The following is a 23,332-nucleotide window of genomic DNA, read 5'->3' as shown; positions in this document are numbered from 1 at the left end:
GGGGAGTCGACCGCAGGGAGACGGGGGCACGCAGCCCCCCTCCCCCGCTCTCAAAATCCACACACCGTCAAAATGACAAAACCAAAGTCACAAACGAACACGCGACCGGCCCTCCCGTCAGGGCGCGTGTCCAATCTCAGGCGTCGCGTTCGAAAGACCGCACCGTCTTGCACTTCCAACTCTGGATGGTGAAGGCCGGATGAGTCTCTATCCATTTGGCCAGCACCGGCTGGGCGCCCATCATGCAAGTCATCGGCGTCACATCGGTAAAAAGCAGGCTCTTTTCCTCGCAGGCCTCAACGGCCCCGGGGGTGCCTGACAGGCAGGCAACAAACAGCAGTTCTATCATAATTCACCTCTGTCAATTAAACCTTTAGTCGTAACTCCATGATGCCATGAAACCGGTTAGGACTCGAAAAAATCCTCGCGCCACCGCGAAACTCTGTCGCTGAGAAGTGCACAAATTTCAGGCGATACGGCCGCGACGCCCAGAATCCAGTCAAACTGGAAGGAGTCCCGTCTTGCACATGTTCCCCACGCTCTCGCTGAAACTGCGGCTGGGCCTGGGCGCGGCGCTCCTGGGTGCGGGCACGATCCTGGCGGCGGCGGTGCTCTTTACCGGCATGACGCGGGTGGCCGACCGGCTGGACGCGGCGCTGGCGGCCGAGGCGCGGATGAACCGCTATGCCGCCCTCTCGCGGCAGGTCTCGGGCTTTTTGGTGGTGGCAACCGAGGCGGCGCAAAGCGGCCTGCCCGCCGACACGCGGGCCGACCGGCTGGCCCCGGTTGCCGACCAGCTGCGGCGCACCTTCACCGATCTCGACCGCGACCTGGAACAGGCGGTGATCCGGGCCGAGGCGCTGGGGATCGACCAGCAATCGCGCCACGCGACGCAGTCGCTGGGCCTGGCACGGATGCGCGCGCTGCTCGACAACACGGTGACCGCGCTGGCCAATCCAGAGGCCGACCGCGACCGTCTGCGCGCCCAGACCGACAGTTTCGCCAGCGCCATCGACCCGCTGCTGAGCCAGGCCGTCAGCACAGAGGCGCGGTTCCGAAACGAGACCCTGCAAGGCATCGAGGACCTGCGCCGCAGCCTCTCGCTGACCGCCATCCTGCTGGCCGCGCTGTCGCTGGCCTTGGTCCTGCTCTTCTACTTCGGGTTGATACGGCCACAGTTCGGGCGGCTGGACCGGCTGCGCGCCGCCGCCCGCCAGATCGGGCAAGAGGATTTCGCCGTCGCCCTGCCCGTCACCCGCGGCGACGAGATCGGACAGCTTTACGCCGAGACCAACCGCATGGCCCGCGCGCTGGCGGACCGCCAGGCCGAGATCAGGGCCGACCGCGCCCGCCTGAACGAGATCGTGGCAGAGCGTACCGAGGCCCTGAGCGCCGCCAACCTGCGGCTGGAACAGGTCGACGAGAACCGGCGCCGCTTTTTCGCCGACATCAGCCACGAATTGCGCACGCCGCTGACGGTGATCCTGATGGAGGCGCAGATCGGCCGCCAGACCGGCACCGCGCCCGAGGCCTTTGCCACCATCGAGACCCGCGCCGCGCGGCTGAACCGGCGGATCGACGACCTCTTGCGCGTGGCGCGCTCGGACAGCGGGCAACTGGCGCTCGAGGTGCAGCCCGCCCCCCTGCCCCGCATCGCCGCCGAAGTGGCCGAGGAGGTCGGCGCCGAGATCGAGAACGCCGGGATGCGGCTGGACCTGTCGGACATCCCCGACCTGAGCGTGACCGCCGATCCCAACTGGCTGCGGCAGGTGCTGGCCGGGCTGGTGCGCAATGCCATCCGCCACGCCCGCGCCGGCGGGATGGTGCGGATCGGCCCGGCACGGGACGGCGCGCTGGCGGGGATCGCCGTCACCGATCATGGCCCCGGCATCCCGCCCCGGGACCAGGCCCGCATCTTCGACCGCTTTGCCCAGGGGGGCGCCGCCCATGCCCAGGGGTTCGGCATCGGCCTGGCGCTGGCCCGCTGGGTGATCGAGGAACAGGGCGGGCGGATCACCCTGACCAGCCCCCTGCCGGACGGGGCCGCCGGGACCAAGATCGCGGTTCTCCTTCCCCTTGCGGCAGAGTAGCCTGCGCCCATGACCGCGCGCCTTCTCATCGTCGACGACGACCCGCAGATCACCTCGGCCCTGGCCCGGGGGCTGGCGCTGCACGACTATGCCGCCGAGACAGAGAACCGCGCCGACCGCGCGCTGGACCGTCTGCTGTCGGAACCTTTCAAGGGCGCCATCGTGGACGTGATGCTGGGCGCCGACAGCGGGCTGGACCTGGTGCGCACCGCCCGCGCGCGGGGCGCCACCCTGCCGATCCTCATGCTCTCGGCCCTGTCAGAGGTCGAACACCGCGCCGCGGGGCTGGAGGCGGGGGCCGATGACTATATCGTCAAGCCCTTCTCCTTTGACGAACTGGTGGCCCGGCTGCGGGTGCAGGAACGCCGCGCCGACCGCCAGGCCCCGAAATCCGCCCGGCTGACCCTGCCCGACCGGGTGCTGAGCGGCCCCGCCGGCGAGGTCACCCTGACCGAGCGCGAGGCCGACCTCTTGTGCCTCCTGGCCGAACACGCGGGCACCCCGCTGCATCGCGGCGCCATCTTTGACCACCTCTGGTCGGTCGAGGGGACTAGTGAAAACGTCGTAGACGTCTACATCGGCTATTTGCGCAAGAAATTGAGCGGGCAGGATTTCCCCTTTGAAATCAGGACGATACGAAACAAGGGTTTTTGCCTCACCGGAAACGCCCCGATCGTCGCGCAGCGCTCTTAGAAAATAAGAATCGTCAGTCCGCCGGGGCGGGTGCGACAGTCGAGAGGCTAAAGGCACCCACGTCAAAGGAGGAATGACAATGGCCTGGACGAAACCCGCGATCCGCGAAATCGAATGCGGCATGGAAATCAACATGTACGGCCCCGAGCACGACGACGGCGTCCTGTTCTGAGGCGCGGCGCGCGGAGGGTATCATGAGTTTCCGCGCACATATCCTCGGGGCGGCGGCGGGTGGCGGGCTTCCGCAGTGGAACTGCGGCTGCCGCAACTGCACCCTCGCCCGCGCCGGGGATATTCCCTCTCAGACGCAATCCTCTCTTGCGGTGTCGGCAGACGGCCAGACCTGGGCGATCTTGAACGCCTCCCCGGACATTCGTCACCAACTCTCCTGCACGCCCGCGCTGTTCCCGACGGGGCTGCGTGACTGCCCCCTGCGCGCCGTGCTGGTGACGAATGGTGACATCGACCACGTCGCCGGTCTGCTGACCCTGCGCGAGATGCAGGAATTCACCCTGTTCGCGACCGCGGGCATTCACGACGTCCTGGCGCAGAACCCGGTGTTCGACGCGCTGAATGCCAATGTCGTCACCCGCAGCGCCATCGACCTCGACCGCCCCTTTGACCTGCTGCCCGGCTTGACGGCGACGCTGTTCCCAGTGCCCGGCAAGGTGCCGCTCTATATGGAGGGCGAGACGGTCGAGACCGATGTGATCGGCGACCAGACCGTCGGCGTCGAACTGGTGACGGATGACACCCGCACGCTTTATATCCCCGGCTGCGCCATGCTGAATGACGACCTGCGCGCCCGCCTGCGGGGCGCCGACCTGCTGTTCTTCGACGGCACGCTCTGGCGCGATGACGAGATGATCACCGAGGGGCTGGGCCAGAAGACCGGCCAGCGCATGGGCCACATGTCGATGAGCGGGCCCGAGGGCTCTCTGGCGGCCTTCGACGGGCTGGGGATCACCCGCAAGATCTATGTGCACATGAACAACACCAACCCCGTGCTGCGCCCGGAGTCCGACGAACGCGCCCGGGCCGAGGCCGCCGGATGGACCATCGGACAGGACGGAATGGAGATCACCCCATGACCCAGAGCCGCGACGCCTTCGAAGCCCGCCTGCGCCAGATCGGCGCCGAGCGTTACCACGACCTGCACCCCTTCCATGACCTCCTGCACGGCGGCGGCTGCACCGCCGACCAGGTGCGCGCCTGGGTCATCAACCGCTATTACTACCAACATTCGATCCCGATGAAGGACGCCGCCTTCATGTCCCGGGTCGAGGACCCCGACCTGCGCCGCGCCTGGCGGAGCCGGATCGAGGATCACGACGGCACCGACACCAACGAGGGCGGCATCCGCCGTTGGCTGCGGCTGGCAGAGGCGGTGGGGCTGGACCCCGAGTATGTCGCCTCCTGCGAAGGCGTGTTGCCCGCGACGAAATTCGCCGTCGATGCCTATGTGCGCTTTGTCCGTGACAAGACCCTGCTGGAGGCGGTCGCCGCCTCGCTGACAGAACTTTTCGCCCCCAAGATCCACGCCAACCGCATCGAGGGCCTGCTGAAGAACTACGATTTCGCGGATGACAGCTCGCTATCCTACTTCCGCAACCGGCTGAAAGAGGCGCCCAAGGACGTGGCCTTTGGCCTGGGCTGGGTGCTGGACCACGCCGACACGCAGGAAAAGCAGGACATGGCCGCCAAGGCCCTGATCTTCAAGACGGATGTGCTCTGGTCCCAGCTCGACGCCCTGCATTCGGCCTATGTCGATCCTGCCCGCATCCCGCCCGGCGCCTGGCAACCGGGCGAGGGGCCGGCGCTGAAACGCGCCTCATGATCGGGCCATCCGACATCCCCACCCTGCCCCGCGGCGTGCGCCTGCATTACGACCGGGTGCGCGAGACCTGGGTGCTGCTGGCGCCCGAACGCGCCATCACGCTGGACGCCGTGGGCCATGCCATCCTGTCAGAGGTCGATGGCACCCGCAGCTTTGCCCAGATCACCGCAGGGCTGGCGCAGAAATACAATGCCCCCGCCGAAGTGATCGCCAGGGACAGCGCCGGATTCCTCGGCGCCCTGCGCGACCGGCGGTTCCTGGACGTGACACAATGACCCCACCGCCCCCCATCGCCATGCTGGCAGAGCTGACGCACCGCTGCCCGCTCTCCTGCCCCTATTGTTCCAACCCGCTGGACCTGGCCCGAATCGATTCCGAACTGGACACCGAGACATGGACCCGGGTTTTCCGCGAGGCCGCAGACCTGGGCGTGTTGCAACTGCACCTCTCGGGCGGGGAACCGGCCTCGCGCCGCGACCTGGCAGAGCTGGTGCGCGCGGCACGGGACGCGGGGCTTTATACCAACCTCATCACCTCCGGCATCGGCTTGTCGCAGCGCCGCTTGCAGGAGCTGGACGCCGCCGGACTGGACCACGTCCAACTGTCGCTACAAGGCACGGATGCCGAGATGGCCGATGAAATCGGCGGCTATCGCGGCGGGTTCGACCGCAAGATGCAGGTGGCCCAGTGGATCGGAGAGATCGGCTTTCCGCTGACGCTGAACGCCGTGTTGCACCGGCGCAACCTGCACCAATTGCCCCGCGCGCTGGAGATGGCGCAAGAGATGGGCGCGCGGCGGATCGAGGTCGCCACCGTGCAGTTCCACGGCTGGGCGATGAGGAACCGCGACGCGCTGATGCCCACCCGCGAACAGGCCGCAGAGGCGACACGCATCGTCGGAGAGGCGCGCGCCGCGCTGAAAGGCAAGCTGGTGATCGACTATGTCCCCGCCGATTACCACGGCGACTATCCCAAGCGCTGCATGGGCGGCTGGGGCACCACCGGGCTGAACGTGGCGCCCGACGGGCAGGTCCTGCCCTGCCACGCCGCGCAGACCATCCCGCACCTGTCCTTCGAGAAGGTGCAGGACCGTCCCCTGGGTGAGATCTGGCGCGAGAGCGCCGCCTTCAACGCCTATCGCGGCACCGGTTGGATGCAAGAGCCCTGCACCAGCTGCGAGCGCAAGACCGTGGATTTCGGTGGCTGCCGCTGTCAGGCCATGGCCCTTGCGGGCGATCCCGCCGCGACCGATCCGGTCTGCGTGAAATCCCCCCATCACGGCGCCCTGCAGGCCCGCGCCCAGGGCCACGCGGCACAGGAAGGCGCGGCGCTCACCTACCGCGACGCGCCACCGAAGACGGCCGCGGAACCGGCGGAGTAGCCCCCCTGAAATTGACAAACCTTGCTAAAATATGCCAATCTTCCGCCACCGGAGGGCGATCATGGCAACGATGAACGTATCCCTGCCCGATCCGATGAAGGATTGGGTCGAGTCACAGGCCAGGACGGGCCGCTACAGCAACGCCAGCGACTATGTCCGCGACCTGATCCGCCGCGACCAGGACCGGCAGGCGGCGATTGCCGAGGTTCAGAAACTCGTGGACGAGGGGTTGGCCAGCGGCGCCCCGCGCGAGGTCGACATGGACGCCTTCCTTGCGCGGAAGCGGCGGGATCATGGCCCGGACAAGGGATAGCCACTACCGGCTGACCCCGGCGGCCGAGGCCGACATGACGGATATCTGGACCTACACGGCAGCAACATGGTCCGCCGATCAGGCCGACCTTTACCTGCGTGGCCTCGACGAAAAGTTGGGCACCCTGTGTCAGACCCCGCACATCGCGCGGGAACGCCTTGAAATCGTGCCGCCCGTGCGGCTGCATCCCTACGGATCGCACTTGATCATCTTCCAGGTCGAAGACGACCATCTCGCCGTGCTGCGCATCGTGCACAGTCGCCAGAACTGGCAGGAATTCCTATCGTCCTGACCGGCGCCCTACTCTGCCTCTATCCAAACCTCGCGCACTGACGGGTCGATCCCGCTCACCACCGCCAAAAGCCGGGCCGCATGGTGATTTCCGACGTAATCCGCGATGAACCGGGAGGGCGCCAGCAGGGTCAGGCGGCCACCCCGCCCGTCGGCATCCGCCCCACGCCCGACGGGGCATTCTTTCTCGACTCCGGCTGGTCCGAAGAAGAGTTGTCGCGCAGGCCGATGTCAGTTTCGAGGCGCCCGACTCGACCGTCGCGGGGTTGATAGACCAGGTGCGCAAGCTGCTTTCCGAGGCGCCGGACCTGAAGGTCAAAGCGGTGCATCTGGGAACCAAGCCGACCCCCGGCGGCGTGCTTGAGTTCTCGGCAATCCGCCGAAGGCGCCGTGCCGGATCTGGATCCTTAAGCTCGGCGCACATGGGACAGCGCCATATCTGTAGGAGCGGCACGAAGCCTTTCAGCAAAGGTCTTCAGACCTGGCCGTGATGGCTGGCAATAAGGTCGATCCGGAAAGGGAGGTGCTGCAACAGCCGCCTCCTTCCACAAATGGCACGTTTCCCGCGAAGGGCACCGCTGTCATGCGCGATGGGGGCGAGGCGAACGCTCGGTCGGCGTTGGCCTCATCAGCGAACAAGACCGCGAATTGCCAGCTGCTGGTTTCAGCAACACTGGCCAATCTCTATGTGCCGGTGGCGGTTGGGGTCGACAGGCCAAAAGGCGTGTCATTGGCCAAGGCCACGGCCTCGCCAAACCCATCCACCCGGATCACGCTGGCACAGGACCAAAGATCTCCTCACGTGCACTGCGCATGATGCTGGCGTCCCATTGTCCGCTGGTGGTGAAATTCGGGCGGGTGCCATCGATCATCATGACGACCACGCGACCTTGTCGGAAAGGGGTTTCCGGGAAAATCGATCAGGGTCAAAAAAAACCCGCCAGAGAGGATCTGGCGGGGTACTGTCTGCCCGATAGACACGGGCGGGCCTTACTCGTAGGTCTCGAGTCCGGCCTCCTTGAGCGCCGCGACCCGCGCTTCCGGCCACTTGGACATGTCGTCCAGGCCATCCCAGGTCTTCATCAGGAGATCCTGGCGATGAACCAGCTTCTGGTTGTGGGCTTCGGCCTCATCGGTCCACAGGCCCCTGTCCTTCCAGTAGGCGACGGCGCCGGCGTGGTACGGAATCACCCATTGGAAGTTTTGGCGGTCGGCCCGCCAGCCGCTCATGGCAGGTTCGATATCGACGTAAGCCTGGTATTGATCGTCCACCGCCTTGGTCAGGTTGTAGACCACCGTCTCGTCACGGTCCGGGTAGGTTGCCAGAACCGGGAACGGGAAGCCCGCGCATTCCAGCGGCGTGTCTTTCGAGATATTTGCACCAAGCGTGGCGAGGCGGGGTGAAAACTGCGGCTTTGCGGCCTGCAGGCGGGCCCAGCCTTCCTTGTCCTCGGCGGGCAGCGGCAGCCAGGCCAGACCTCCCGGCGAGGCAGCGGCCTGCTGGCTGTAGCTCGTCGTGGTCAGCGTCGTGATCGCATCGACCTGACCGTTGATCAGCGCCTCCCAGGAAGCGCCGAAACTGGCAACGTCGACCTTTTCGACGTCATCCCAGGTCAGCCCGCCGAAGGCGAGGAAAGCAGCCACGTTGCTCTGCAGCGCAGGCGCACCGACGACAAAGGCGATACGTTTGCCTTTGATGTCCTGGATGCTTTTGATGCCCGCATCGCCGCGCAGGCCGAGCGTGAAGCAGTTGTCCGAGTTCGACCCGATCACGAGGCGCAGCGGCTGCGGCCCGATCGACGGATCGGCGAAGGCTTCTGTTCCTTCGGCCGCGTTGAAGGATTCCGACCCGATAACGCCAAAATCGACGCGGCCCTGCTTTACGGGCAGCAGACGCGCCACGTCCGAGGTCGCGGGCAGCACGCGCAACGAGATGTCGTAGGCGTTGCCAAGCGCGGTCCCAAGCGCCACCGCCTGGTTGTAGGACGAGGCCCCGACGTCATAGGACGTGACGGACAGGTTCCGTGGCAGTTCCACGTCTTTGGTCTGCGACAGGGCCGGAAGGCCCGCAGCCACAAACACGGCGGTCGCAGTTCCCATAAGCATCTGTTTCAACATCTCTTCTCCTCCAAGAGCAGCTTGTGTGATTTGGTCGGAACAGTCTTACGCCAATCCGTTCGTCCGGACTCAGGTTGCCTGCAACTATTTCGTCAGGCGAAATCGCCGCCGCGCGCTCCCAAAGGTCCTGGACCCCGGGCAATGCCCGGATCTCATAGTATTCCTCGGAGTGGAAACGGCCGGTTGGCAATGACAGGGGCGCGGGCCGAATCGGCGGACTGCACAAGCCCGGCCGGATCAATGGGCGTGCCCCCGGGCGAACCCGTTTGCCTGGTCTTCATCCTCTTAGCCGATGATCGACCAGGGCCGTCGTACCTAGGAAGCTGCCTCATGACAGCGTGCCAGCGATTGGGAGCGACGTCATTCCGGTTGCGAAAAAGAATCTCACACTGCGCTGGTCCGGGACAGGCGCGGCGCGGGCGCGCCGGCCCGCTCCTGTGCAAGGTTCTCCAGTTCGGTCACGAGGGCGGCAGGCAGGGAAATGCGGTCCTGCGCCGCGGTTTCGGCCCGCAGCTTGCGATCACCCGGCAGATCCGCCGCCCCGAGACCGGCGACCAACTCGGCCACCCGGTCCGCGTAATCGGCGGACAGACCGAAATGTGACGGATCGAGCGCCAGGAAAAGCCAGGAGCAATCCGCGGGGGTCGCAAGATCGGTGTAGACCGAGCGGACCTCCTGCCCGGCCTTGCCGCCCGCCAGCGCACAAAGGAAATCTATCATCAGCGCAAGGCCGAATCCCTTGGCCCCCGCAGCAGGCAGCAGAAGGCCGCGGATTGCCTCTTTGGGGTCGGTCGTGGGCTGCCCCCGGGGATCGAGGGCCAGCCCATCGGGCAGAGGTTCACCCCGGGCCGCGGCCAGCCTGACCCGTCCCATCGAAGTCGCGCTCATCGCCATGTCCAGCACGATCGGGGCCCGCCCGGAACAGGGCACGGCGATGGCAAGCGGGTTGTTCCCCACCACGGGCCGGTCGCCCCCCGGCACGGGCAACATGGGGCGGGTGTTGCACATGACGATGCCGAGGAGTTCCGCCGCGGCCAACTGGCGGGCATAGCGGCCTGCGACGCCGAAATGGGTGGCCGTGTGCACGGCGGAAACGGCGACACCGAACCGGCGGGTGCGCGCCTGCAGGTCGGTCACGACTTGATCCGCCGCGACATGCCCCAGAACCAGGCCACCGTCATAGACGCTGACCGCCGCACTGCGATGCACGGGCGCGATCCGCGCGCCGCGCGACATCGTTCCGGCCGCGATGCGCCGGAGATAGACCGGGGCCTGCAACAAGCCGTGGGTCGCGACCCCTTGCAACTCTGCCTCGACCAGGGCCTCGGCGACAAGGCGCGCAGCCGCGGCCTCGACCCCGGCCCCCAGAAAAAGCTCCTCGGTGAACCGCCGCAACTCTGCCGCGCTGGTCTCGATCCTGTCGCCCGGCATCGGCCCCTCCCATTCTATTTCGCCGCACGACATCTTGCGCGCCTCGTCCCGGGCCGTAACCACACGCCGAAAGTTGTTTCGCCTGTCGAAATGCGCGCCCAGCAGGTTGGATTGCCCCGACCAAGGCCGGTTACAGACTCTGCGAAGAGGAGACAGTCTTGGCCATCACTTACGACATCCTGCGCTCCGTGGCCCGCGACCTTTACGGCTGGTCCCTCATGAAGGTGCCCGACGACACGATGGCCGCGCTCGCCCGCGCCGAGAAGACGGAAAGCCACCCCGCCTCGCGCGAAACGCTGGCCTTCCTGCAGGCGGCGGCCCGGACGGCAGAGGCGAAGAACCGTCACGCCTGTTCCGACGCGGGTTTTCCCACCTATTTCATCAAGATCGGCACGCGCCTGACCCTAGACGGGGATGTGCGGCGGGCCTTCGTCGACGGCTTCGCCGACCTCGTTGACAGCCTCGACCCGCCGATCCTGCAGTTCATCACGCACCCGCTGACGCTGGAACGTAGCTATGTCGGGCGCGACATGCCCGTGCTGTCCTTCGACGTGGTGGATGGCGCCGACTATATGGACATCACCTGCTCGCCCAAGGCGCTGGGATCGGGTCGATGGGCGGATCTCAAGGTCTTCAGTTATCCCACGATCGACGAGATCGAGGCCTATTTCATGGACTGCGTGCTCACCGCCGGTTCGCAGCATTGTCCGCCGGTGATCATCGGCATGGGGATCGGCGGATCCTTCGATCACGCCGCCAAGATGGCCAAGCGCGCGACGCTGAGACCCGTCGGGTCGGACCATGACGACCCTATGATCCGCGAGATGGAGGCCCGCCTTCTTGCCGCCGTCAACAAGACCGGCTTCGGTCCCATGGGCACGGGCGGGGATACCACGGCGCTGGCGGTGCATGTCGACTACGCCCACGGCCACGGTTTCGTGCCGGTCGCCGTTTGTTTCAACTGCTGGATCAATCGCCGTACGACGGTGCGCGTATCCGCCGATGGCGAGGTGACACGTCTTGAGTGATGCGCCGCTCCGCCTGACCCTGCCGCTGACGCCCGAGCAGGCCCGCAGCCTCGAAGTCGGCCAGATCGTCTGGCTGGACGGCACGGTGCGCACGACGGCCGGGTTCCCGACCCACAAGCGCATGGTCGAGGGGCTGGGCGTTCCGGGGGCCCTGCCCGACGATCTGCGGGGCGGCACCTTATTTCACATGGGCAGTTCCTGCCGCGAAGAGGGTGGCCGCTGGCTGCCGAACTATGTCAATCCGACCACCTCGACCCGGTTCGACGCCTTCATGCCCGATATCATCCGCGGCCTCGGCCTGACGGCGACAGGCGGCAAGGGCGGCATGGGTCAGGGCTGCGTCGATGCGTTGCGCGAAGTCGGCGGGGTCTATTTCTCGATGCCCGGCGGGGCGTCGCCGCTCCTGTCCGAAGGCGCGGTTGAACGCCTGTCGACCCATTGGGACGACCTGATCGAACAGTTCCGGCTGGCACGGTTCCGCCTTGAGGGTTTCGGCCCGGTGACCGTGGCGATCGACGCGCACGGCAACAGCCTCTACGCGACATTGCAGGACACGGCCCGCGCTCGGTTGCCGGGAATTCTGCAGAAACTCGCGGCGGAACGCCAACCGCCGGAATGACACTCACACACGGATAAAGGCAGAGCACATGAAACGGTATTTCGAGGACTTCGAGATCGGCGAAACGTGGCAGAGCACACCTGTCACCATGACCGAGGCGGAGATTATCGACTATGCCAAGGCCTACGACCCGCAGCCGATCCATACCGACCCGGAAGCAGCGGCAAACGGCCGATTCGGGTCGGTGATCGCCAGCGGCTGGCAGGTCGCCGCGCTGTCGATGTGGTTGTTTGTGGAAAGCGGCGGCTACGGGGACACGCCGGTCGTCGGCATGGGGATCGAGTCGCTGCGCTGGCGCCGCCCGGTCCGGCCGGGCGACACGCTCACCGTCACGCGGGAGGTGATCGGTCTGGAGCGCTCAGAGAAGCGGCCCGAGTGGGGCACGATCCGCACTCAGGTTTCCATGGCGAACCAGGATGGCGAGGTGGTGATGACGCTGGTGTCGCTCGGTCAGGTCGCTTGCCGATCCAAGGCCTGAGTTCAGAGGTGTCGGCCCTCATCCACGATGAGGGCGATGCCCGTGCTGCTGGTGAGATGCGTGATCGCCCCCTCAATGGCCAGCGCCACGTCCTCGGGTGAGGTGACCTTGCGCAGGGGCGTCTTGTCGGCCATCGCTTCCAGTTGCGCCCGGCTGCGTCCCGCGACGAAGTCCGTGTCCACCCCGGCGGGGGAGACCGAAAAGACGCGGATCGTCGGGCCCAGCACCTTGGCAAGCCCGGTGGTGAGCGTGTCGAGGCCGCCTTTGGCGGCGCAATAGGCCAGGTTACTGCCCACGCCGGTCTTGGCCGCGATGGACGAGACGTTGACGATCACGGCATCGCCGCTCTTTTCCATCAGAGATCGGAACGCCCGGATCACCGAGAAGGGTCCGCGCAGGTTCACCTGCACAATGCTGTCGAACAGCGCATCATCGAGACCGTCGAGATCGTTCAGCGGCACCGGTTTCGTTCTTCCTCCCGAATTGACGAGCACGTCCAGCCGACCGAACTGCCCGGCCACCAAGTCACGGGCCTCGGCGATGGAATCCGCGTCTTCGATCGAGATCCGGCAGGCCACATGGCCCTCGCCCTGGAGCGCGGCCACGGTCTCTTCGGCGGCGGCCTTGTTGGCGTGATAGCCGACGATCACAAGCATTCCCAACCGGGCCAGACGCAGGGCGGTGGCGCGTCCGATGCCCCGGCTGCCGCCAGTGATCAGCGCGATTTGGCGCGGGCTGTCCGTCATGCTGTCTTCTCTTCGATCCGGCGTTTGAGTTCCTGCTTCAGCACCTTGCCAACCGCGTTGCGGGGCAGCGCAACGATGATCTCGACGGCGGACAGACGCTGCATCTTGCCAAGTTGCGCGTTGGCCCAGTCAAGAATCGCGTCCGCATCGGCCGTCGCCCCCGGTTTCAGGGTCACGAAACCGAGGGGCGTTTCCCCCCACTTCGCGCTCGGCATGGCGACGACCGCGGCCTCGGCCACGTCGGGATGGGCCAGAAGCTGCTCTTCCAGATCCGAAGCATAGATGTTGAACCCGCCCGAGATGATCATGTCCTTCTTGCGATCGACAAGCGTGAGGAACCCATCTGCGTCGAAGACCCCGATGTCCCCGGTCCGGTGATAGAGCGTGCCATCGGCATCGCGCCACTGAAAATCGGCGGTCACGTCGGGACGACGGAAATACTCGGTCATCATCATCGGCGACCGGCCGATGATCTCGCCGCGCTCGCCAAGGGGTACGTCCTGACCGGCATCGTCGATGATGCGTACATGGTTGTTGGCCGCGGGGCGCCCGACGGTCCCGGCCTTGTCGGGGTGCGCCGTTACGTCGAGGATGCATGTACAGCCGCCTTCGGTCAGGCCGTAAACCTCAAGGAACTTGCCCGGCCAGTCCCGCACAAGCCGCAACTTGTCGGCGGCGGCCAGAGGGGCGCCGGTGCTCTGCTTCAACTCGAAGGACGAGAGGTCACGCTCGCCGAAACTCGGCTCCGCCAGGATTCGCTGGTACTGGACCGGCACCAGCATTGTGTGTGTGGCCCGGAACCGTTCGGCAAGGTCGAGATACCCGGAGGCATTGAACTTCGGCATCATCACCACCCGGCCGCCGTGAAACAGCGTCGCGAGCATCGGCATCAGGGTCGTGTTGGAATAGAGCGGCGTGGCCAGCAACTGCGTGCTCGCGGCGGACAGGCCGAACTGGTTGCGCGCCGTCTGGCGAAAGCGCATCCGGTGCGACTGGACGATCCCCTTGGGCCGCCCGGTGGTGCCGGAGCTGTAGATGATGTTGAACGCCGCATCGGGGTCTGCGAGCATCGGCTCCATTGTCGCCTTGGTGGCGTCCTGAACTGTCGGCAGAACGGGCAGTTCCCTCGAAAGCCCGTGCATCAACTGATCCGCATAGGCCGGATCGGCGATCAGAGCGGCCGGGTCACAGTCGGACAGCATTCCCAGCTGTGCGTCCGGGTGGGCGCTCGTCTGCAGCGGCACGGCACAGCGTCCGCTGGCGACGATCGCAAGATAGTCGATGACGAGATCGGGGCTTACATCCCCCAGGAGGGCGATCCGGCTGCCGGCGGGCGTGGCCTCGTCCAGCATGGCCGCGACGCTCAGGACTCGGTCGCGCAGGTCCTTCCAGCTGAGGGCTGCCTCCCCCACGATCAGGGCCTCGTCATCCGGCCGGGTCGTCCCGTGGTCCAGGAGCTGGATCATCAGCCCGCCTTCGCCGGTGGTATCCATGGCGTCGCTCATGCCGGGTCCTCGATCAGAAGAACATTGCGGGCAACTATGGCGGGACGGTCCAGGTTTTCGATCTGAATCTCTGCCTCGGTCACGATCCGCGTGCCGGCCTTGTGGGGGGTGGCCTCGACCAGGCTCTGTACCAGCCGGACGCGGCTGTCGACCGGGATCGGCGCGATGAACCGGATGCGGTCGTAGCCGTAGTTCAGCCCCTTCCCGCGGTTCCGGATCGAAAAGACCTGGCGCTGAAGACCCGGTACCAGCGACAATACCATAAGCCCGTGGGCAATGGTCCGGCCGCCCGGCATCTCGCGCGCGGCGCGGGCGGTGTCGACGTGGATCCAGTGATCATCCCCGGTCAGGTCGGCGAAGTCGGTGATCATCTGCTGGGTGATCGTGACCCAGTCCGATTTTCCAAGCTCGGTGCCGGCCAGGTCGGCCAGGTCACGGGCGTGATCGACGGTGCGCATCAGTTCTGTCCTTTCACGGGATGAGTTTCGGCCTTGGCCGGGTCGACGGCCAGGACGACCTTGCCGATCTGTTCGTTGCGGTCGAGGACACCGTGCGCGTCACGCACGTCGCCGAACGCGAATACCTGGTGAATGCGGGTGGTGATGGCGCCGCTCTCCAGCAGCGGCCAGACCTCGGCCTCGAGCGCCCGGGCAAGCCGGGCCTTGTAGGCGGCAGGTTCAGGACGGATGGTCGATCCGGTAAGGGTCAGGCGCCGCCGCACAAGCTGGCGCACGTTGACCTCGGCTGTCTCGCCCTGGTGGCTGGCGATCAGGACGACCCGACCGTCCATGCGCAGCAGGTCGAGTTGGCGCTGCGTATACGGCCCGGCCTGGGCATCCAGGATGACGTCTACCCCCTCGCCGCCCGTCAGGTCGCGGATCTTGTCGTCCCAGGCGCCGCGGTAGTCCACGGCCTCCTCGGCCCCGATGTCGCGGCAGACCTGACGTTTTTCGTCATTCCCGGCCGTGGCAAAGACCCGCGCTCCGCGCAGGGTCCGTGCCATCTGGATCGCGGCCATGCCGACGCCGCTGGTGCCGCCCTGCACGAACAGGGTTTCCCCCCCGGCCAAGGCACCGCGCCACATCACGTTGTTCCAGGCGGTGAAATAGGCCTCGGGGAGCGAAGCCGCCTCGATGTAGCTCAGCCCGGCCGGGATGCGCATGCACTGGCCTTCCTGGACCGCGCAGTATTCGGCGTAGCCGCCGCCGTTGGTCAGCGCACAGACCGGGTCCCCCACGGCCAGTCGCGTGACCCCGTCCCCGACCGCGGCGACGGTGCCGGCAATGTCCAGGCCCGGGATAGGCGAGGCATCGGGCGGCGGCGGATAGAGCCCGCGCCTCTGCTGGACGTCCGGCCGGTTCACACTGGCCGCGACAACCCGCACGAGGACCTCGCCCGGGTCCGCCTCGGGCCGGGGCGCTTCGGCGAAATGCAGTACCTCGGGGCCACCGGCACCACGGATTTCGACCTGTTTCATCCTGACGCTTCTCATGTCGTGCCACGCGCGGCGTTTCGGTTCATGACGGCGGCCAAGCCCAGCACCGGGACCGCGAGGACGAGCGCCGCCAGCAGAAGCTCCAGGTCGTTCCAGCCCGGGATCCCGTCAGCAGGCAGGGCTATCAGGATCGCAGCCAGCAGCAGGACGATCCGCAGCGGCAGGCCGTACCAGGCTTTCCGGAACAGGGCGCCGACCACGGGCACATAGCCTTGCATCGCACAGGCGAAGAGCGCGATACCCACCACCGCCAGAGCCAGGGAGGACGCGATCTCGCCCGCGGTCCCCTGCCCCACAAGCGCGGGATCGAAGACGAAGAAGAAGGGGATGAAGTAGATCACGCTGCCCAGGCGCATGGCCTCGAAGCCGGTCTTCATCGGCGGTGTCTTGGCGATCGACGCCGCGGCAAAGGCGCCGAGCGCCACCGGCGGCGTGATGAAGGACAGCATACCCCAGTAGAAGATGAACATATGCACCGCGATCGGATCCAGCCCGACCCGGATCAGCGCGGGCGCCAGCAGGATCGCGAGGAAGATATAGGCCGCGGTCGAGGTCATGCCGATGCCGAGGATCAGCCCGGTCAGCGCGCCCATGATCAGCAGCAGGAGCGAATTGCCATCTGCGATCCGCAGCAGGTCGTTCACCAGTGTCGCCGCTACACCCGTCATCGACAATGCGCCGATGATCAGCCCGACCGCCGCAAGGATCGCGACGAGATTGGCAAAGAGTGACCCCAGGTCGTCAAGGAATTGGCCAAAGGCTGACCAGGTCCACCGGTGCTTTTTCGAGAAGACCTGGTTGAGCAGGATCAGCAGCGGCGTGGCGTAATAGGGCGCCAACGCTTCGCGGCGCAGGACCAGCAGCATGTAGATCAGAACGGCAAAGGCGAAGATGTAATACCAACCTTCCTTGATCGTCTTGCCCAGCTTCGGCAGGTCCTCTTCCTTCATGCCCGACAGGTTTTCCTTCGCGGCCATGGAATCGATCTGTACGAAGAGCCCGAAGAAATAGAGCGCCGAGGGAATGATCGCGGCCAGCGCGATATTGGCGTAGGGCACGTTCATGATCGACGCCATGACGAAGGCCGTCGCGCCCATGACAGGTGGCATCAGTGTACCCCCGGTGGAAGCGCAGGTTTCCACACCGGCGGCAAACGTGCCGCGGATGCCGATGCGCTTCATGGCCGGGATTGTCATGACGCCGGTCGTCAGCACGTTGGTGATGACGCTGCCGCTCATCGACCCCATGAGCCCGCTGGAGAAGATCGACACCTTGGCCGGCCCGCCCCGTACCCGGCCCAGCAGGGCAAAGGACAGGTCCATGAAGAACGCCCCTGCCCCTGTCCGCTGCAATGCTGCGCCGAAGATCAGGAAGCCGATGATGAGGTTGGCAAAGGTCCGCATCGGGATGCCGAGGATGCTCTCGGACCCCATGGCGTGATAGGCCGCCGTATAGGACAGCGGCGATGCGAAGCCCGCGATCGCGGCTGGCAGGTACTCGGTATAGATCGGGTAAAAGGACATCACGCCCACGACGATGGCCAGCGGCCAGCCCGCTGCCCGGCGACCCGCTTCGAGCACCAGCGCCCAAAGCGCCAGGGCGAAGTAGACTGCGGTCGGGGGCGGTGACATTTCCCAGCCCCGCAGCAGGATCGACATGGTGTTGCCGATGAAATAGCCGCAGACCACCAGCACGGCGACCGCCAGGACCCAATCATGCCAGGGCGGGTTTTCGCGCCGGTGCTTCTGGCTCGCCGGATACAGCAGGAAGGTGCAGAACAGGCCAAGCGCGATGACCATGTAGTAGAACCTGAGGTCCACGATGGTGTAGTCGATGAAAAACCCCAGGTTGAAGGTCTGGTTCACCGCCAGCAACGTGAGTGTGGCGGCCAGAACGCGCACCACGAGTCGGGGGATGGCATCAAGTTTCCTTGGGCCTGCCTCGAACCGGGCGGCCTGTTCTTCGATATCGCTCATGGTGCTCCTCCACCGCAGTCAGTCTGCGGGCGTTTAAATCAAGTCCCGGCCCTTGCCGGGTCAGTCCAGTCCGACAAGCTTTGCAGGGTTGTGGTTCACCATGCCACGAACCTCGTCCTCGCTGTATCCAAGCGCGAGGCACAGTTTGATCGCCTGGCGCATCCCTTCGACCGGAGTCGGGTTGTCGACTTGCCCGAGGTCCGAACCGATGGAGGTATGCGCGGGACCGGCCGCGTCGATGTGCTCCTTCAGCTCTTCCGGGGAATAGACGTTGAACCGGCTGTCGATGTAGAGACAGGCGGACTGTTCGATCACCGCGCCAAACTCTGCCAGTTCACGGATGTCGTCGTAGGTGAAATGCAGCCCGTACATCGGGTGATTGATCAGCAGGCGCTTCACGCCTCGCTTCTTCGCCTCTGTGAAGAGGGTCCAGATCTCGGAGATGTGGAGATGACCGGAGGACAGGATCGCATCCGCCTCGGCGATGGAGTCGAGGATTTCCTTCACTACGTCGAGCAGCTCGCCATAGGCATCGACGACTGTGATGCCGGGCGACTTCTTCAGCGCGACGTTGGTGGCAAGCCGGCTCTTCCGGCGCGAGCTGCGGATGTGGTTGGCGGATTGCGCAGTCGGCATCCAGATCAGCTTGGCGCCCATCTTGAGCTGTGCATCGACCACGAAGGGATCGAGACCGCCCGTCGAATTGTTCAGGACCAGTCCGCCGTACATGGCGACGCCGTGGTGCCCCAGCACCCGGTTCATGATCGGAATGAACGGCGCCACGGAATAGTGGTGGTCCTTGAACAAGATGCCGCGCATTCCAGCCTCCGCGGCCTGCTCGACGGCCTCGAAGTGGTCCAGCTGCCGCTCCATTGTCGATGGACCGGAATGGACGTGCAGGTCCAGAGCCCCTTTCATGAGTCCGTCCACTACGGAATCGTCGATTTCTGCGATCAGGGCGCGTACTCGAGCGCGATTTTCTTCAGACATGTTTATCCTCCAAATGTTCCGGCGACATTAGGGCTTGACCTCATTCTGCCTCAACTCGACTATCCCGTGCATTCCGACAGGCGAAATGGAGGGGTGCATGGGGATCAGATCCATCGAGCGGGCTCTGCAGGTCCTGCAGGAGATGAACATGCAGCCGCATTCCTCGATCGCCCGCCTGCATGAAAAGACCGGGCTCCCCAAGCCGACGCTTGTGCGGATCCTCAAGACGCTCGAGGAGGCCGGTTATGTCGAAAATGACAAGCGAATCGGCGGCTACCAGGTCAGCGCTCTCGTGAGTTCGCTCAGTTCGGGCTATCACAAGGAACCGTTGATCGTCGAAGCCGGACGCTCCTGGGCAATCGCGCTCACGCGCAAGCACCACTGGCCGGTTTCCATTTCTGTGCTGGACCGCGACGCGGTGGTCGTGCGCTTCAGCACGGTGCCTGACAGTTCGATGTCGCCGTTCCACACCACCGTGAACATGCGGTTGCCGCTGATCACCCGGGGCATGGGGCTGGCCTACCTCGCCTTCGCCCCGGAAGAAGAGCGCGATCTCATCTTCGATATGCTGCGCAATTCCAACGACCCCGAGAACGCGCTGGTGCATCACCCCAAGGAACTGATGAACCTGATCGAGACCGTGCGGGCACAGGGCTACGCCACGCGCTCTGCCGGGGTGGAGCCGCAGAACTCCAACACCATCGCCGTGCCGATCTTCACCGCGGGCGGTCGCATCATCGCGAGCCTCGGGCTCACCTATTTCACCTCTGCCTTCAAGGCCCAGGCCGACGCCTGCGCCCGCTACGCACCGATTCTGCAGCGCACCTCCGAGGAAATCACCCGCGATCTCGTCCGCCTCAGCGCCGCCCCCTGACCTGCCACCGTTTCGCCTGTCGGAACCGGCCCGCCGCGCGTTTGTCCGCGTGCGGGCAACGTGGAAAAACCGCGCAAAACGCAGACGGAGGACAGGCTGTGAACTCACCGAAAACAAGATTCAGGGATGCCTTCCTGAACGGCGAAACCCTGATCGGGAGCTTCCTGAAGATCGCCAACACCCAACCGGCCGAGATCCTTGGCGCGGCGGGCTATGACTTTGTGGTGGTGGACGAGGAACACGCGCCCTTCTCCCGCGAGAGCACGGACCGCATCATCCTCGCCTGCAAGGCCTGGGACATCGCCGCCCTCGTTCGGGTGCAGGGACCGGCGCCAGAAATGATCCTCAGCGTGCTCGACTGCGGCGCTGACGGCGTTCTGGTCCCGCATGTCGACTCGGCCGACAAGGCGCGGGCCGTGGTTTCTGCCGCCCGCTACGCCGGGGGCGCCCGAGGGTATTCCCCGACGACGCGCGCCGGCGGGTTCGGCGGCGCCCGGATGCAGGCGCATACCGAGGCTCAGGACGCCCGGGTCACGGTCATTGCGATGATCGAGGATGTCGCCGCCCTCGATCACCTGGACGAAATCATGGCGGTCGATGGCCTCGACGGTATCTTCATCGGGCGCGGCGACCTGACCGTCGCCATGGGCCAAAGCTCCGGAACCGCCGCCCCCGTGGTGGAGGCCGTGGGCATGATCACCGACGCCGCCCGCCGCGCTGGCAAGGCAATCTGCGTGATGTCCTCCAGCGCCTCCGACATGCGGTCGCTCGCGGCGCAAGGAGCGACCGCCTTCATCACCTCGTCCGACCAGACCCTTCTGAAATCCGCTGCGGCACAGGGCCTTGAAGAGGCCCGCGCCGCCCTTGCAAGCACCTGAGGCCCGATATGTACGACAAGAAAGACCCCCGTTCGACCCTCGCCTCTACCGCTTCGGCCAAGCCGAAGACCGGCCTGATCGCCGAGGAACAACTCGGCCTCTTCTACCAAGAGGAGCCGCAGATCAACGACGAGGCGGGCAAGACCTGGTTCCTGCGCGGCCACAACTTCGTCCTAGCCTATACCGAGGCACAGCCCGGCGCCACGTTGCGGCGTACCGGCCAGGCCGACGAATACGTCGCGATCTTCCCCACCGCTGGCGCGGCGATCGAGGCAGACACCTCCGCCCGCGTCGCGCCCCTGAGCCTTGCCATGATACCGCCGGGCGACAGCGCGATCACCCTGCCCGAGGGCGGACCGGTCTACCGGCTCTTCACCACCCGGTCGCAGGATCTCGTCGATCTCTGCCCCAATGCGCACGCCTATGATACGCCCCGAACCCATGTGCCCGACTTCGCACCCTGGCCGGAACCGCCCGAAGGCCTGACCCTGCGCACCTATTCCTATGACGTGCCTGCCGAGGACGGTCGCTTTGGGCGCATCTTCCGCTGCACCACCTTCATGGTGAACATGCTATACCCCTACGACGGCCCGCGTGATCCGTCCAAGATGTCGCCGCACCACCACGACGATTTCGAACAGTTCTCGATCCTGATCGAAGGAGAGTACGATCATCACCTGCGCTGGCCTTGGACAACCGACATGGCCGACTGGCGCGAGGACAAGACCCATCATGTCGGCGCGCCCTCGGCCTTGGTCATCCCGCCGCCCGTCATCCATACGAGCCGCGCCTGCGGTGCCGGGACCAACAAGCTCATCGATGTCTTCTGCCCGCCGCGCGAGGATTTCAGCGCCAAACCCGGTTGGGTGCTCAACGCCGCGGATTACCCGGTCGACCAAGACGCCTGACACAGCGTTCGCCAGGGACGTGTTGCGCCCCGCGCAATCGACCCTGGCTTTCCGATCGGCGCCGGCATCTGGCAAATACCAAAGCAGCCCGCGGGCGGCGCGGATCGCTGTCCGTCTGCCTTGATCCCTCGATGCAATGGGACGCGTCGCCTTTCCGTCTTCGGATTCTTCGCCAAGAAGCGGACTTCTCCTTCGTTACCTTCCTCATCGGCTTCGTGACCGGTCCGTCGGCAGAATTGACGTTCCGCCAGGGCGTCGTGCCCGTCAGGCCAGGCTGTCCAGCAACTGTTGGACTGCGGCGCGGTAGCCCGCAAAGATCGCGTCCCGTTCTCGGTGCTGTCCTTCCGTGACCATGTGTCGTCCTGCGGACCAGACGTCTGTGACGACGTCATCCTTTGCGGCGAAGGCGAGGCCGTCGATCAGGGCGTGCCGCGACAGGGCGCACAACGCCGGGCGCTGGCTGTCGACCGCCACGAGGTCGGCAAGGCGACCGGGGGCGATCTCTCCGCCGTTGCGGTCCAGGGCCTGCGCTCCACCCCGGGCCGCGTTACGGTAGAGGAACTCTCCGACCGAGCCCTGTCCGGCGATCATCACGTTGCGGCCTGTGTCGCGCAGCCGCTGCGAGTATTCCAGCGTGCGCAACTCCTCTGTCAGCGAGATGTTGATATTGGAGTCCGAGCCAATTCCGAAGCGGCCACCGGCCGCGATGTACTCCGGGCCGTTGAACGGCCCGTCTCCGAGGTTGGCCTCCGTAATCGGGCAAAGCCCCGCGACGGCATGTGTCGCGGCCATGTCCCGCGTCTCGGCCGAAGTCATATGGGTCGCGTGGATCAGGCACCAGCGTTCATCGACCGGCTGGTTGTCGAGCAGCCAGGCCACCGGCCGCGCGCCAAGCCAGGCCTCGATGTCGCTGACTTCGCGCGGCTGTTCGGCGATGTGGATATGGATCGGCCCCTGACCGTGCACTCCGACGACACGGGCCAGGTCCTCGGGGCAGGTGGCGCGCAGAGAATGGGGCGCGATGCCGATCCGCGCGTCGGTGGGCAGGCCGCGAAGGGCGGTTGCTGCGCGTTCCGTCAAGCGCAGGAACCTGTCGACGTCGTTGCCGAAGCGTCGCTGTCCGGCCGCCAGCTCCACCTGCCCCGCACCACCGAAAGTGTACAGCACGGGCAGGTGTGTGAGGCCGATCCCGGTGCGGGAGGCCGCGGCGAAGATCCGCTCCGACAGCTCGGCGATATTGTCGTAGGGTGCGCCGCCGGGCTGGTGGTGAACATAGTGGAACTCACCCACGCTGGCATAACCGGCCTCCAGCATCTCGACGTGGACCTGCGCGGCGATGGCCTCGATCTGGTCGGGCGTCATTCGGTCCATGAAGCGATACATCAGGTCGCGCCATGTCCAGAAGCTGTCGCGCCCCGCCTGTCGGAATTCCGTCATCCCCGCCATGGCACGCTGGAAGGCATGGCTGTGCAGGTTGGCGAGCGCAGGCAAAAGCGTGTCGACGCAGGAGTCATCGGCTTCGGGCCGCACCTCTGTCTCCACCCGGACAATTGTCCCGCCTTCGACAGTCAACCGGACATCAGTAGCCCAGCCCTCAGCCAGGAGCGCCTGCTTTGCATGTATCACGACCTTATCTCCACGCTTATATATTTTATGTCTAGACATATAAACGGGGCAACGC

At 65.7% G+C, this 23,332-nt stretch carries 27 protein-coding genes; 16 read left to right on the top strand and 11 right to left on the bottom strand.

What is annotated here, in order from left to right; translation table 11 throughout:
- Positions 1–136: 136 nt before the first annotated feature.
- Positions 137–349 carry a hypothetical protein gene (locus PVW46_RS12810; RefSeq protein WP_043144413.1) on the bottom strand — a complete coding sequence of 71 codons (213 nt, stop codon included), beginning with the start codon at positions 347–349 and terminating at the stop codon, positions 137–139.
- A gap of 178 nt (positions 350–527) precedes the next feature.
- Between PVW46_RS12810 and PVW46_RS12805 the strand changes: the two genes are divergently transcribed.
- From PVW46_RS12805 to PVW46_RS12765, 9 genes are all read left to right on the top strand, one after another.
- A complete protein-coding gene (locus PVW46_RS12805; protein WP_274576110.1) occupies positions 528–2,090 on the top strand; it encodes a sensor histidine kinase in 1,563 nt (520 codons plus the stop codon).
- A 9-nt stretch (positions 2,091–2,099) separates the two neighbouring features.
- Complete coding sequence (locus tag PVW46_RS12800) at positions 2,100–2,783, top strand: response regulator transcription factor (RefSeq protein ID WP_043144415.1); 684 nt, start codon at positions 2,100–2,102, stop codon at positions 2,781–2,783.
- 79 nt (positions 2,784–2,862) lie between these two features.
- On the top strand, positions 2,863–2,955 hold the full coding sequence (gene pqqA, locus PVW46_RS12795; RefSeq protein WP_043144416.1) for a pyrroloquinoline quinone precursor peptide PqqA: 93 nt from the start codon (positions 2,863–2,865) through the stop codon (positions 2,953–2,955).
- A 22-nt stretch (positions 2,956–2,977) separates the two neighbouring features.
- Complete coding sequence (gene pqqB, locus PVW46_RS12790; protein WP_274576109.1) at positions 2,978–3,874, top strand: pyrroloquinoline quinone biosynthesis protein PqqB; 897 nt, start codon at positions 2,978–2,980, stop codon at positions 3,872–3,874.
- Entirely contained in the window at positions 3,871–4,620 is a 750-nt protein-coding gene (gene pqqC, locus PVW46_RS12785) for a pyrroloquinoline-quinone synthase PqqC (protein WP_274576108.1), read from the top strand. The genes pqqB and pqqC overlap by 4 nt, the downstream gene beginning before the upstream one ends.
- Positions 4,617–4,895 (top strand): pyrroloquinoline quinone biosynthesis peptide chaperone PqqD, encoded by a 279-nt coding sequence (gene pqqD, locus PVW46_RS12780; protein ID WP_274576107.1) that lies wholly within the window; start codon positions 4,617–4,619, stop codon positions 4,893–4,895. Before pqqC ends, pqqD begins: the two co-directional genes overlap by 4 nt.
- Positions 4,892–6,001, top strand: coding sequence for a pyrroloquinoline quinone biosynthesis protein PqqE (pqqE, locus tag PVW46_RS12775; RefSeq protein ID WP_274576106.1), 1,110 nt, complete (start codon positions 4,892–4,894; stop codon positions 5,999–6,001). The genes pqqD and pqqE overlap by 4 nt, the downstream gene beginning before the upstream one ends.
- Positions 6,002–6,062: 61 nt before the next feature.
- Entirely contained in the window at positions 6,063–6,314 is a 252-nt protein-coding gene (locus PVW46_RS12770) for a type II toxin-antitoxin system ParD family antitoxin (RefSeq protein ID WP_274576105.1), read from the top strand.
- Complete coding sequence (locus PVW46_RS12765) at positions 6,295–6,606, top strand: type II toxin-antitoxin system RelE/ParE family toxin (RefSeq protein WP_274576104.1); 312 nt, start codon at positions 6,295–6,297, stop codon at positions 6,604–6,606. Before PVW46_RS12770 ends, PVW46_RS12765 begins: the two co-directional genes overlap by 20 nt.
- Before the next feature lie 130 nt (positions 6,607–6,736).
- On the opposite strand, the gene PVW46_RS12760 is transcribed toward PVW46_RS12765, so the two are convergent.
- Positions 6,737–6,934, bottom strand: a complete 198-nt coding sequence (locus PVW46_RS12760; protein ID WP_274576103.1) for a hypothetical protein — start codon at positions 6,932–6,934, stop codon at positions 6,737–6,739.
- 161 nt (positions 6,935–7,095) lie between these two features.
- Between PVW46_RS12760 and PVW46_RS12755 the strand changes: the two genes are divergently transcribed.
- On the top strand, positions 7,096–7,422 hold the full coding sequence (locus tag PVW46_RS12755) for a hypothetical protein (protein WP_274576102.1): 327 nt from the start codon (positions 7,096–7,098) through the stop codon (positions 7,420–7,422).
- A gap of 173 nt (positions 7,423–7,595) precedes the next feature.
- On the opposite strand, the gene PVW46_RS12750 is transcribed toward PVW46_RS12755, so the two are convergent.
- Positions 7,596–8,723: a TAXI family TRAP transporter solute-binding subunit gene (locus PVW46_RS12750; RefSeq protein WP_274576101.1), complete on the bottom strand. Its 1,128-nt coding sequence runs from the start codon at positions 8,721–8,723 to the stop codon at positions 7,596–7,598.
- A gap of 384 nt (positions 8,724–9,107) precedes the next feature.
- On the bottom strand, positions 9,108–10,154 hold the full coding sequence (locus tag PVW46_RS12745) for an Ldh family oxidoreductase (protein ID WP_274576100.1): 1,047 nt from the start codon (positions 10,152–10,154) through the stop codon (positions 9,108–9,110).
- 158 nt (positions 10,155–10,312) lie between these two features.
- Here PVW46_RS12745 and PVW46_RS12740 point away from each other — a divergent pair, with 158 nt between their 5' ends.
- Genes PVW46_RS12740 through PVW46_RS12730 form a run of 3 tightly spaced genes read left to right on the top strand, consistent with a single transcriptional unit; the run spans position 10,313 to position 12,279 of the window.
- Complete coding sequence (locus PVW46_RS12740) at positions 10,313–11,182, top strand: fumarate hydratase (protein WP_209037464.1); 870 nt, start codon at positions 10,313–10,315, stop codon at positions 11,180–11,182.
- Positions 11,175–11,801 (top strand): fumarate hydratase C-terminal domain-containing protein, encoded by a 627-nt coding sequence (locus tag PVW46_RS12735; protein WP_209037465.1) that lies wholly within the window; start codon positions 11,175–11,177, stop codon positions 11,799–11,801. The genes PVW46_RS12740 and PVW46_RS12735 overlap by 8 nt, the downstream gene beginning before the upstream one ends.
- Before the next feature lie 28 nt (positions 11,802–11,829).
- Positions 11,830–12,279 carry a MaoC family dehydratase gene (locus tag PVW46_RS12730; RefSeq protein ID WP_274576099.1) on the top strand — a complete coding sequence of 150 codons (450 nt, stop codon included), beginning with the start codon at positions 11,830–11,832 and terminating at the stop codon, positions 12,277–12,279.
- A gap of 2 nt (positions 12,280–12,281) precedes the next feature.
- On the opposite strand, the gene PVW46_RS12725 is transcribed toward PVW46_RS12730, so the two are convergent.
- From PVW46_RS12725 to PVW46_RS12700, 6 genes are read right to left on the bottom strand one after another with little or no spacing between them, the layout of a single operon-like run.
- Positions 12,282–13,025 carry an SDR family NAD(P)-dependent oxidoreductase gene (locus PVW46_RS12725; protein ID WP_167645635.1) on the bottom strand — a complete coding sequence of 248 codons (744 nt, stop codon included), beginning with the start codon at positions 13,023–13,025 and terminating at the stop codon, positions 12,282–12,284.
- The gene (locus PVW46_RS12720) at positions 13,022–14,530 is read right to left on the bottom strand and encodes a class I adenylate-forming enzyme family protein (RefSeq protein WP_167645637.1); all 1,509 of its coding nucleotides are present in this window, start codon (positions 14,528–14,530) and stop codon (positions 13,022–13,024) included. Before PVW46_RS12720 ends, PVW46_RS12725 begins: the two co-directional genes overlap by 4 nt.
- Entirely contained in the window at positions 14,527–14,988 is a 462-nt protein-coding gene (locus PVW46_RS12715; RefSeq protein ID WP_088670911.1) for a MaoC family dehydratase, read from the bottom strand. Before PVW46_RS12715 ends, PVW46_RS12720 begins: the two co-directional genes overlap by 4 nt.
- Positions 14,988–16,007, bottom strand: coding sequence for an NAD(P)H-quinone oxidoreductase (locus PVW46_RS12710; RefSeq protein ID WP_274576098.1), 1,020 nt, complete (start codon positions 16,005–16,007; stop codon positions 14,988–14,990). The genes PVW46_RS12715 and PVW46_RS12710 overlap by 1 nt, the downstream gene beginning before the upstream one ends.
- 11 nt (positions 16,008–16,018) lie before the next feature.
- On the bottom strand, positions 16,019–18,001 hold the full coding sequence (locus tag PVW46_RS12705) for a TRAP transporter permease (RefSeq protein ID WP_088672510.1): 1,983 nt from the start codon (positions 17,999–18,001) through the stop codon (positions 16,019–16,021).
- Between the two features lie 60 nt (positions 18,002–18,061).
- Positions 18,062–18,991 carry a DUF6282 family protein gene (locus PVW46_RS12700; RefSeq protein WP_052244652.1) on the bottom strand — a complete coding sequence of 310 codons (930 nt, stop codon included), beginning with the start codon at positions 18,989–18,991 and terminating at the stop codon, positions 18,062–18,064.
- Positions 18,992–19,088: 97 nt separating this feature from the next.
- Here PVW46_RS12700 and PVW46_RS12695 point away from each other — a divergent pair, with 97 nt between their 5' ends.
- The 3 genes from PVW46_RS12695 (at position 19,089) to PVW46_RS12685 (ending at position 21,651) form a co-directional block, all read left to right on the top strand.
- Entirely contained in the window at positions 19,089–19,865 is a 777-nt protein-coding gene (locus tag PVW46_RS12695) for a DNA-binding transcriptional regulator (RefSeq protein WP_043144430.1), read from the top strand.
- 98 nt (positions 19,866–19,963) lie between these two features.
- Positions 19,964–20,743: an HpcH/HpaI aldolase family protein gene (locus PVW46_RS12690; RefSeq protein ID WP_088670913.1), complete on the top strand. Its 780-nt coding sequence runs from the start codon at positions 19,964–19,966 to the stop codon at positions 20,741–20,743.
- Between the two features lie 8 nt (positions 20,744–20,751).
- A complete protein-coding gene (locus PVW46_RS12685) occupies positions 20,752–21,651 on the top strand; it encodes a cupin domain-containing protein (RefSeq protein WP_274576097.1) in 900 nt (299 codons plus the stop codon).
- A gap of 264 nt (positions 21,652–21,915) precedes the next feature.
- Here PVW46_RS12685 and PVW46_RS12680 read toward each other — a convergent pair whose 3' ends face one another.
- A complete protein-coding gene (locus PVW46_RS12680) occupies positions 21,916–23,316 on the bottom strand; it encodes a formimidoylglutamate deiminase (RefSeq protein ID WP_274576096.1) in 1,401 nt (466 codons plus the stop codon).
- Positions 23,317–23,332 lie beyond the last annotated feature (16 nt).

The organism is Mameliella sp. AT18 (genome assembly GCF_028807275.1).
GTDB lineage: Bacteria > Pseudomonadota > Alphaproteobacteria > Rhodobacterales > Rhodobacteraceae > Antarctobacter > Antarctobacter albus.
This window is presented reverse-complemented; position numbering and strand designations above follow the sequence as displayed.

Excerpts from the sequence above, each read along its gene's own strand:
- PVW46_RS12745 (WP_274576100.1), bottom strand. The coding sequence starts at position 10,154 with ATGCCGGGCGACAGGATCGAGACCAGCGCGGCAGAGTTGCGGCGGTTC.
- pqqE (WP_274576106.1), top strand. The coding sequence starts at position 4,892 with ATGACCCCACCGCCCCCCATCGCCATGCTGGCAGAGCTGACGCACCGC.
- pqqA (WP_043144416.1), top strand. The coding sequence starts at position 2,863 with ATGGCCTGGACGAAACCCGCGATCCGCGAAATCGAATGCGGCATGGAA.
- PVW46_RS12685 (WP_274576097.1), top strand. The coding sequence starts at position 20,752 with ATGTACGACAAGAAAGACCCCCGTTCGACCCTCGCCTCTACCGCTTCG.
- PVW46_RS12680 (WP_274576096.1), bottom strand. The coding sequence starts at position 23,316 with ATGTCTAGACATAAAATATATAAGCGTGGAGATAAGGTCGTGATACAT.
- PVW46_RS12705 (WP_088672510.1), bottom strand. The coding sequence starts at position 18,001 with ATGAGCGATATCGAAGAACAGGCCGCCCGGTTCGAGGCAGGCCCAAGG.
- PVW46_RS12765 (WP_274576104.1), top strand. The coding sequence starts at position 6,295 with ATGGCCCGGACAAGGGATAGCCACTACCGGCTGACCCCGGCGGCCGAG.
- PVW46_RS12760 (WP_274576103.1), bottom strand. The coding sequence starts at position 6,934 with ATGCACCGCTTTGACCTTCAGGTCCGGCGCCTCGGAAAGCAGCTTGCG.
- PVW46_RS12730 (WP_274576099.1), top strand. The coding sequence starts at position 11,830 with ATGAAACGGTATTTCGAGGACTTCGAGATCGGCGAAACGTGGCAGAGC.
- pqqC (WP_274576108.1), top strand. The coding sequence starts at position 3,871 with ATGACCCAGAGCCGCGACGCCTTCGAAGCCCGCCTGCGCCAGATCGGC.
- pqqD (WP_274576107.1), top strand. The coding sequence starts at position 4,617 with ATGATCGGGCCATCCGACATCCCCACCCTGCCCCGCGGCGTGCGCCTG.
- PVW46_RS12700 (WP_052244652.1), bottom strand. The coding sequence starts at position 18,991 with ATGTCTGAAGAAAATCGCGCTCGAGTACGCGCCCTGATCGCAGAAATC.
- PVW46_RS12805 (WP_274576110.1), top strand. The coding sequence starts at position 528 with ATGTTCCCCACGCTCTCGCTGAAACTGCGGCTGGGCCTGGGCGCGGCG.
- PVW46_RS12755 (WP_274576102.1), top strand. The coding sequence starts at position 7,096 with ATGGCTGGCAATAAGGTCGATCCGGAAAGGGAGGTGCTGCAACAGCCG.
- PVW46_RS12770 (WP_274576105.1), top strand. The coding sequence starts at position 6,063 with ATGGCAACGATGAACGTATCCCTGCCCGATCCGATGAAGGATTGGGTC.
- PVW46_RS12725 (WP_167645635.1), bottom strand. The coding sequence starts at position 13,025 with ATGACGGACAGCCCGCGCCAAATCGCGCTGATCACTGGCGGCAGCCGG.
- PVW46_RS12810 (WP_043144413.1), bottom strand. The coding sequence starts at position 349 with ATGATAGAACTGCTGTTTGTTGCCTGCCTGTCAGGCACCCCCGGGGCC.
- PVW46_RS12800 (WP_043144415.1), top strand. The coding sequence starts at position 2,100 with ATGACCGCGCGCCTTCTCATCGTCGACGACGACCCGCAGATCACCTCG.
- PVW46_RS12710 (WP_274576098.1), bottom strand. The coding sequence starts at position 16,007 with ATGAAACAGGTCGAAATCCGTGGTGCCGGTGGCCCCGAGGTACTGCAT.
- PVW46_RS12715 (WP_088670911.1), bottom strand. The coding sequence starts at position 14,988 with ATGCGCACCGTCGATCACGCCCGTGACCTGGCCGACCTGGCCGGCACC.
- pqqB (WP_274576109.1), top strand. The coding sequence starts at position 2,978 with ATGAGTTTCCGCGCACATATCCTCGGGGCGGCGGCGGGTGGCGGGCTT.
- PVW46_RS12720 (WP_167645637.1), bottom strand. The coding sequence starts at position 14,530 with ATGAGCGACGCCATGGATACCACCGGCGAAGGCGGGCTGATGATCCAG.
- PVW46_RS12750 (WP_274576101.1), bottom strand. The coding sequence starts at position 8,723 with ATGTTGAAACAGATGCTTATGGGAACTGCGACCGCCGTGTTTGTGGCT.
- PVW46_RS12695 (WP_043144430.1), top strand. The coding sequence starts at position 19,089 with ATGGGGATCAGATCCATCGAGCGGGCTCTGCAGGTCCTGCAGGAGATG.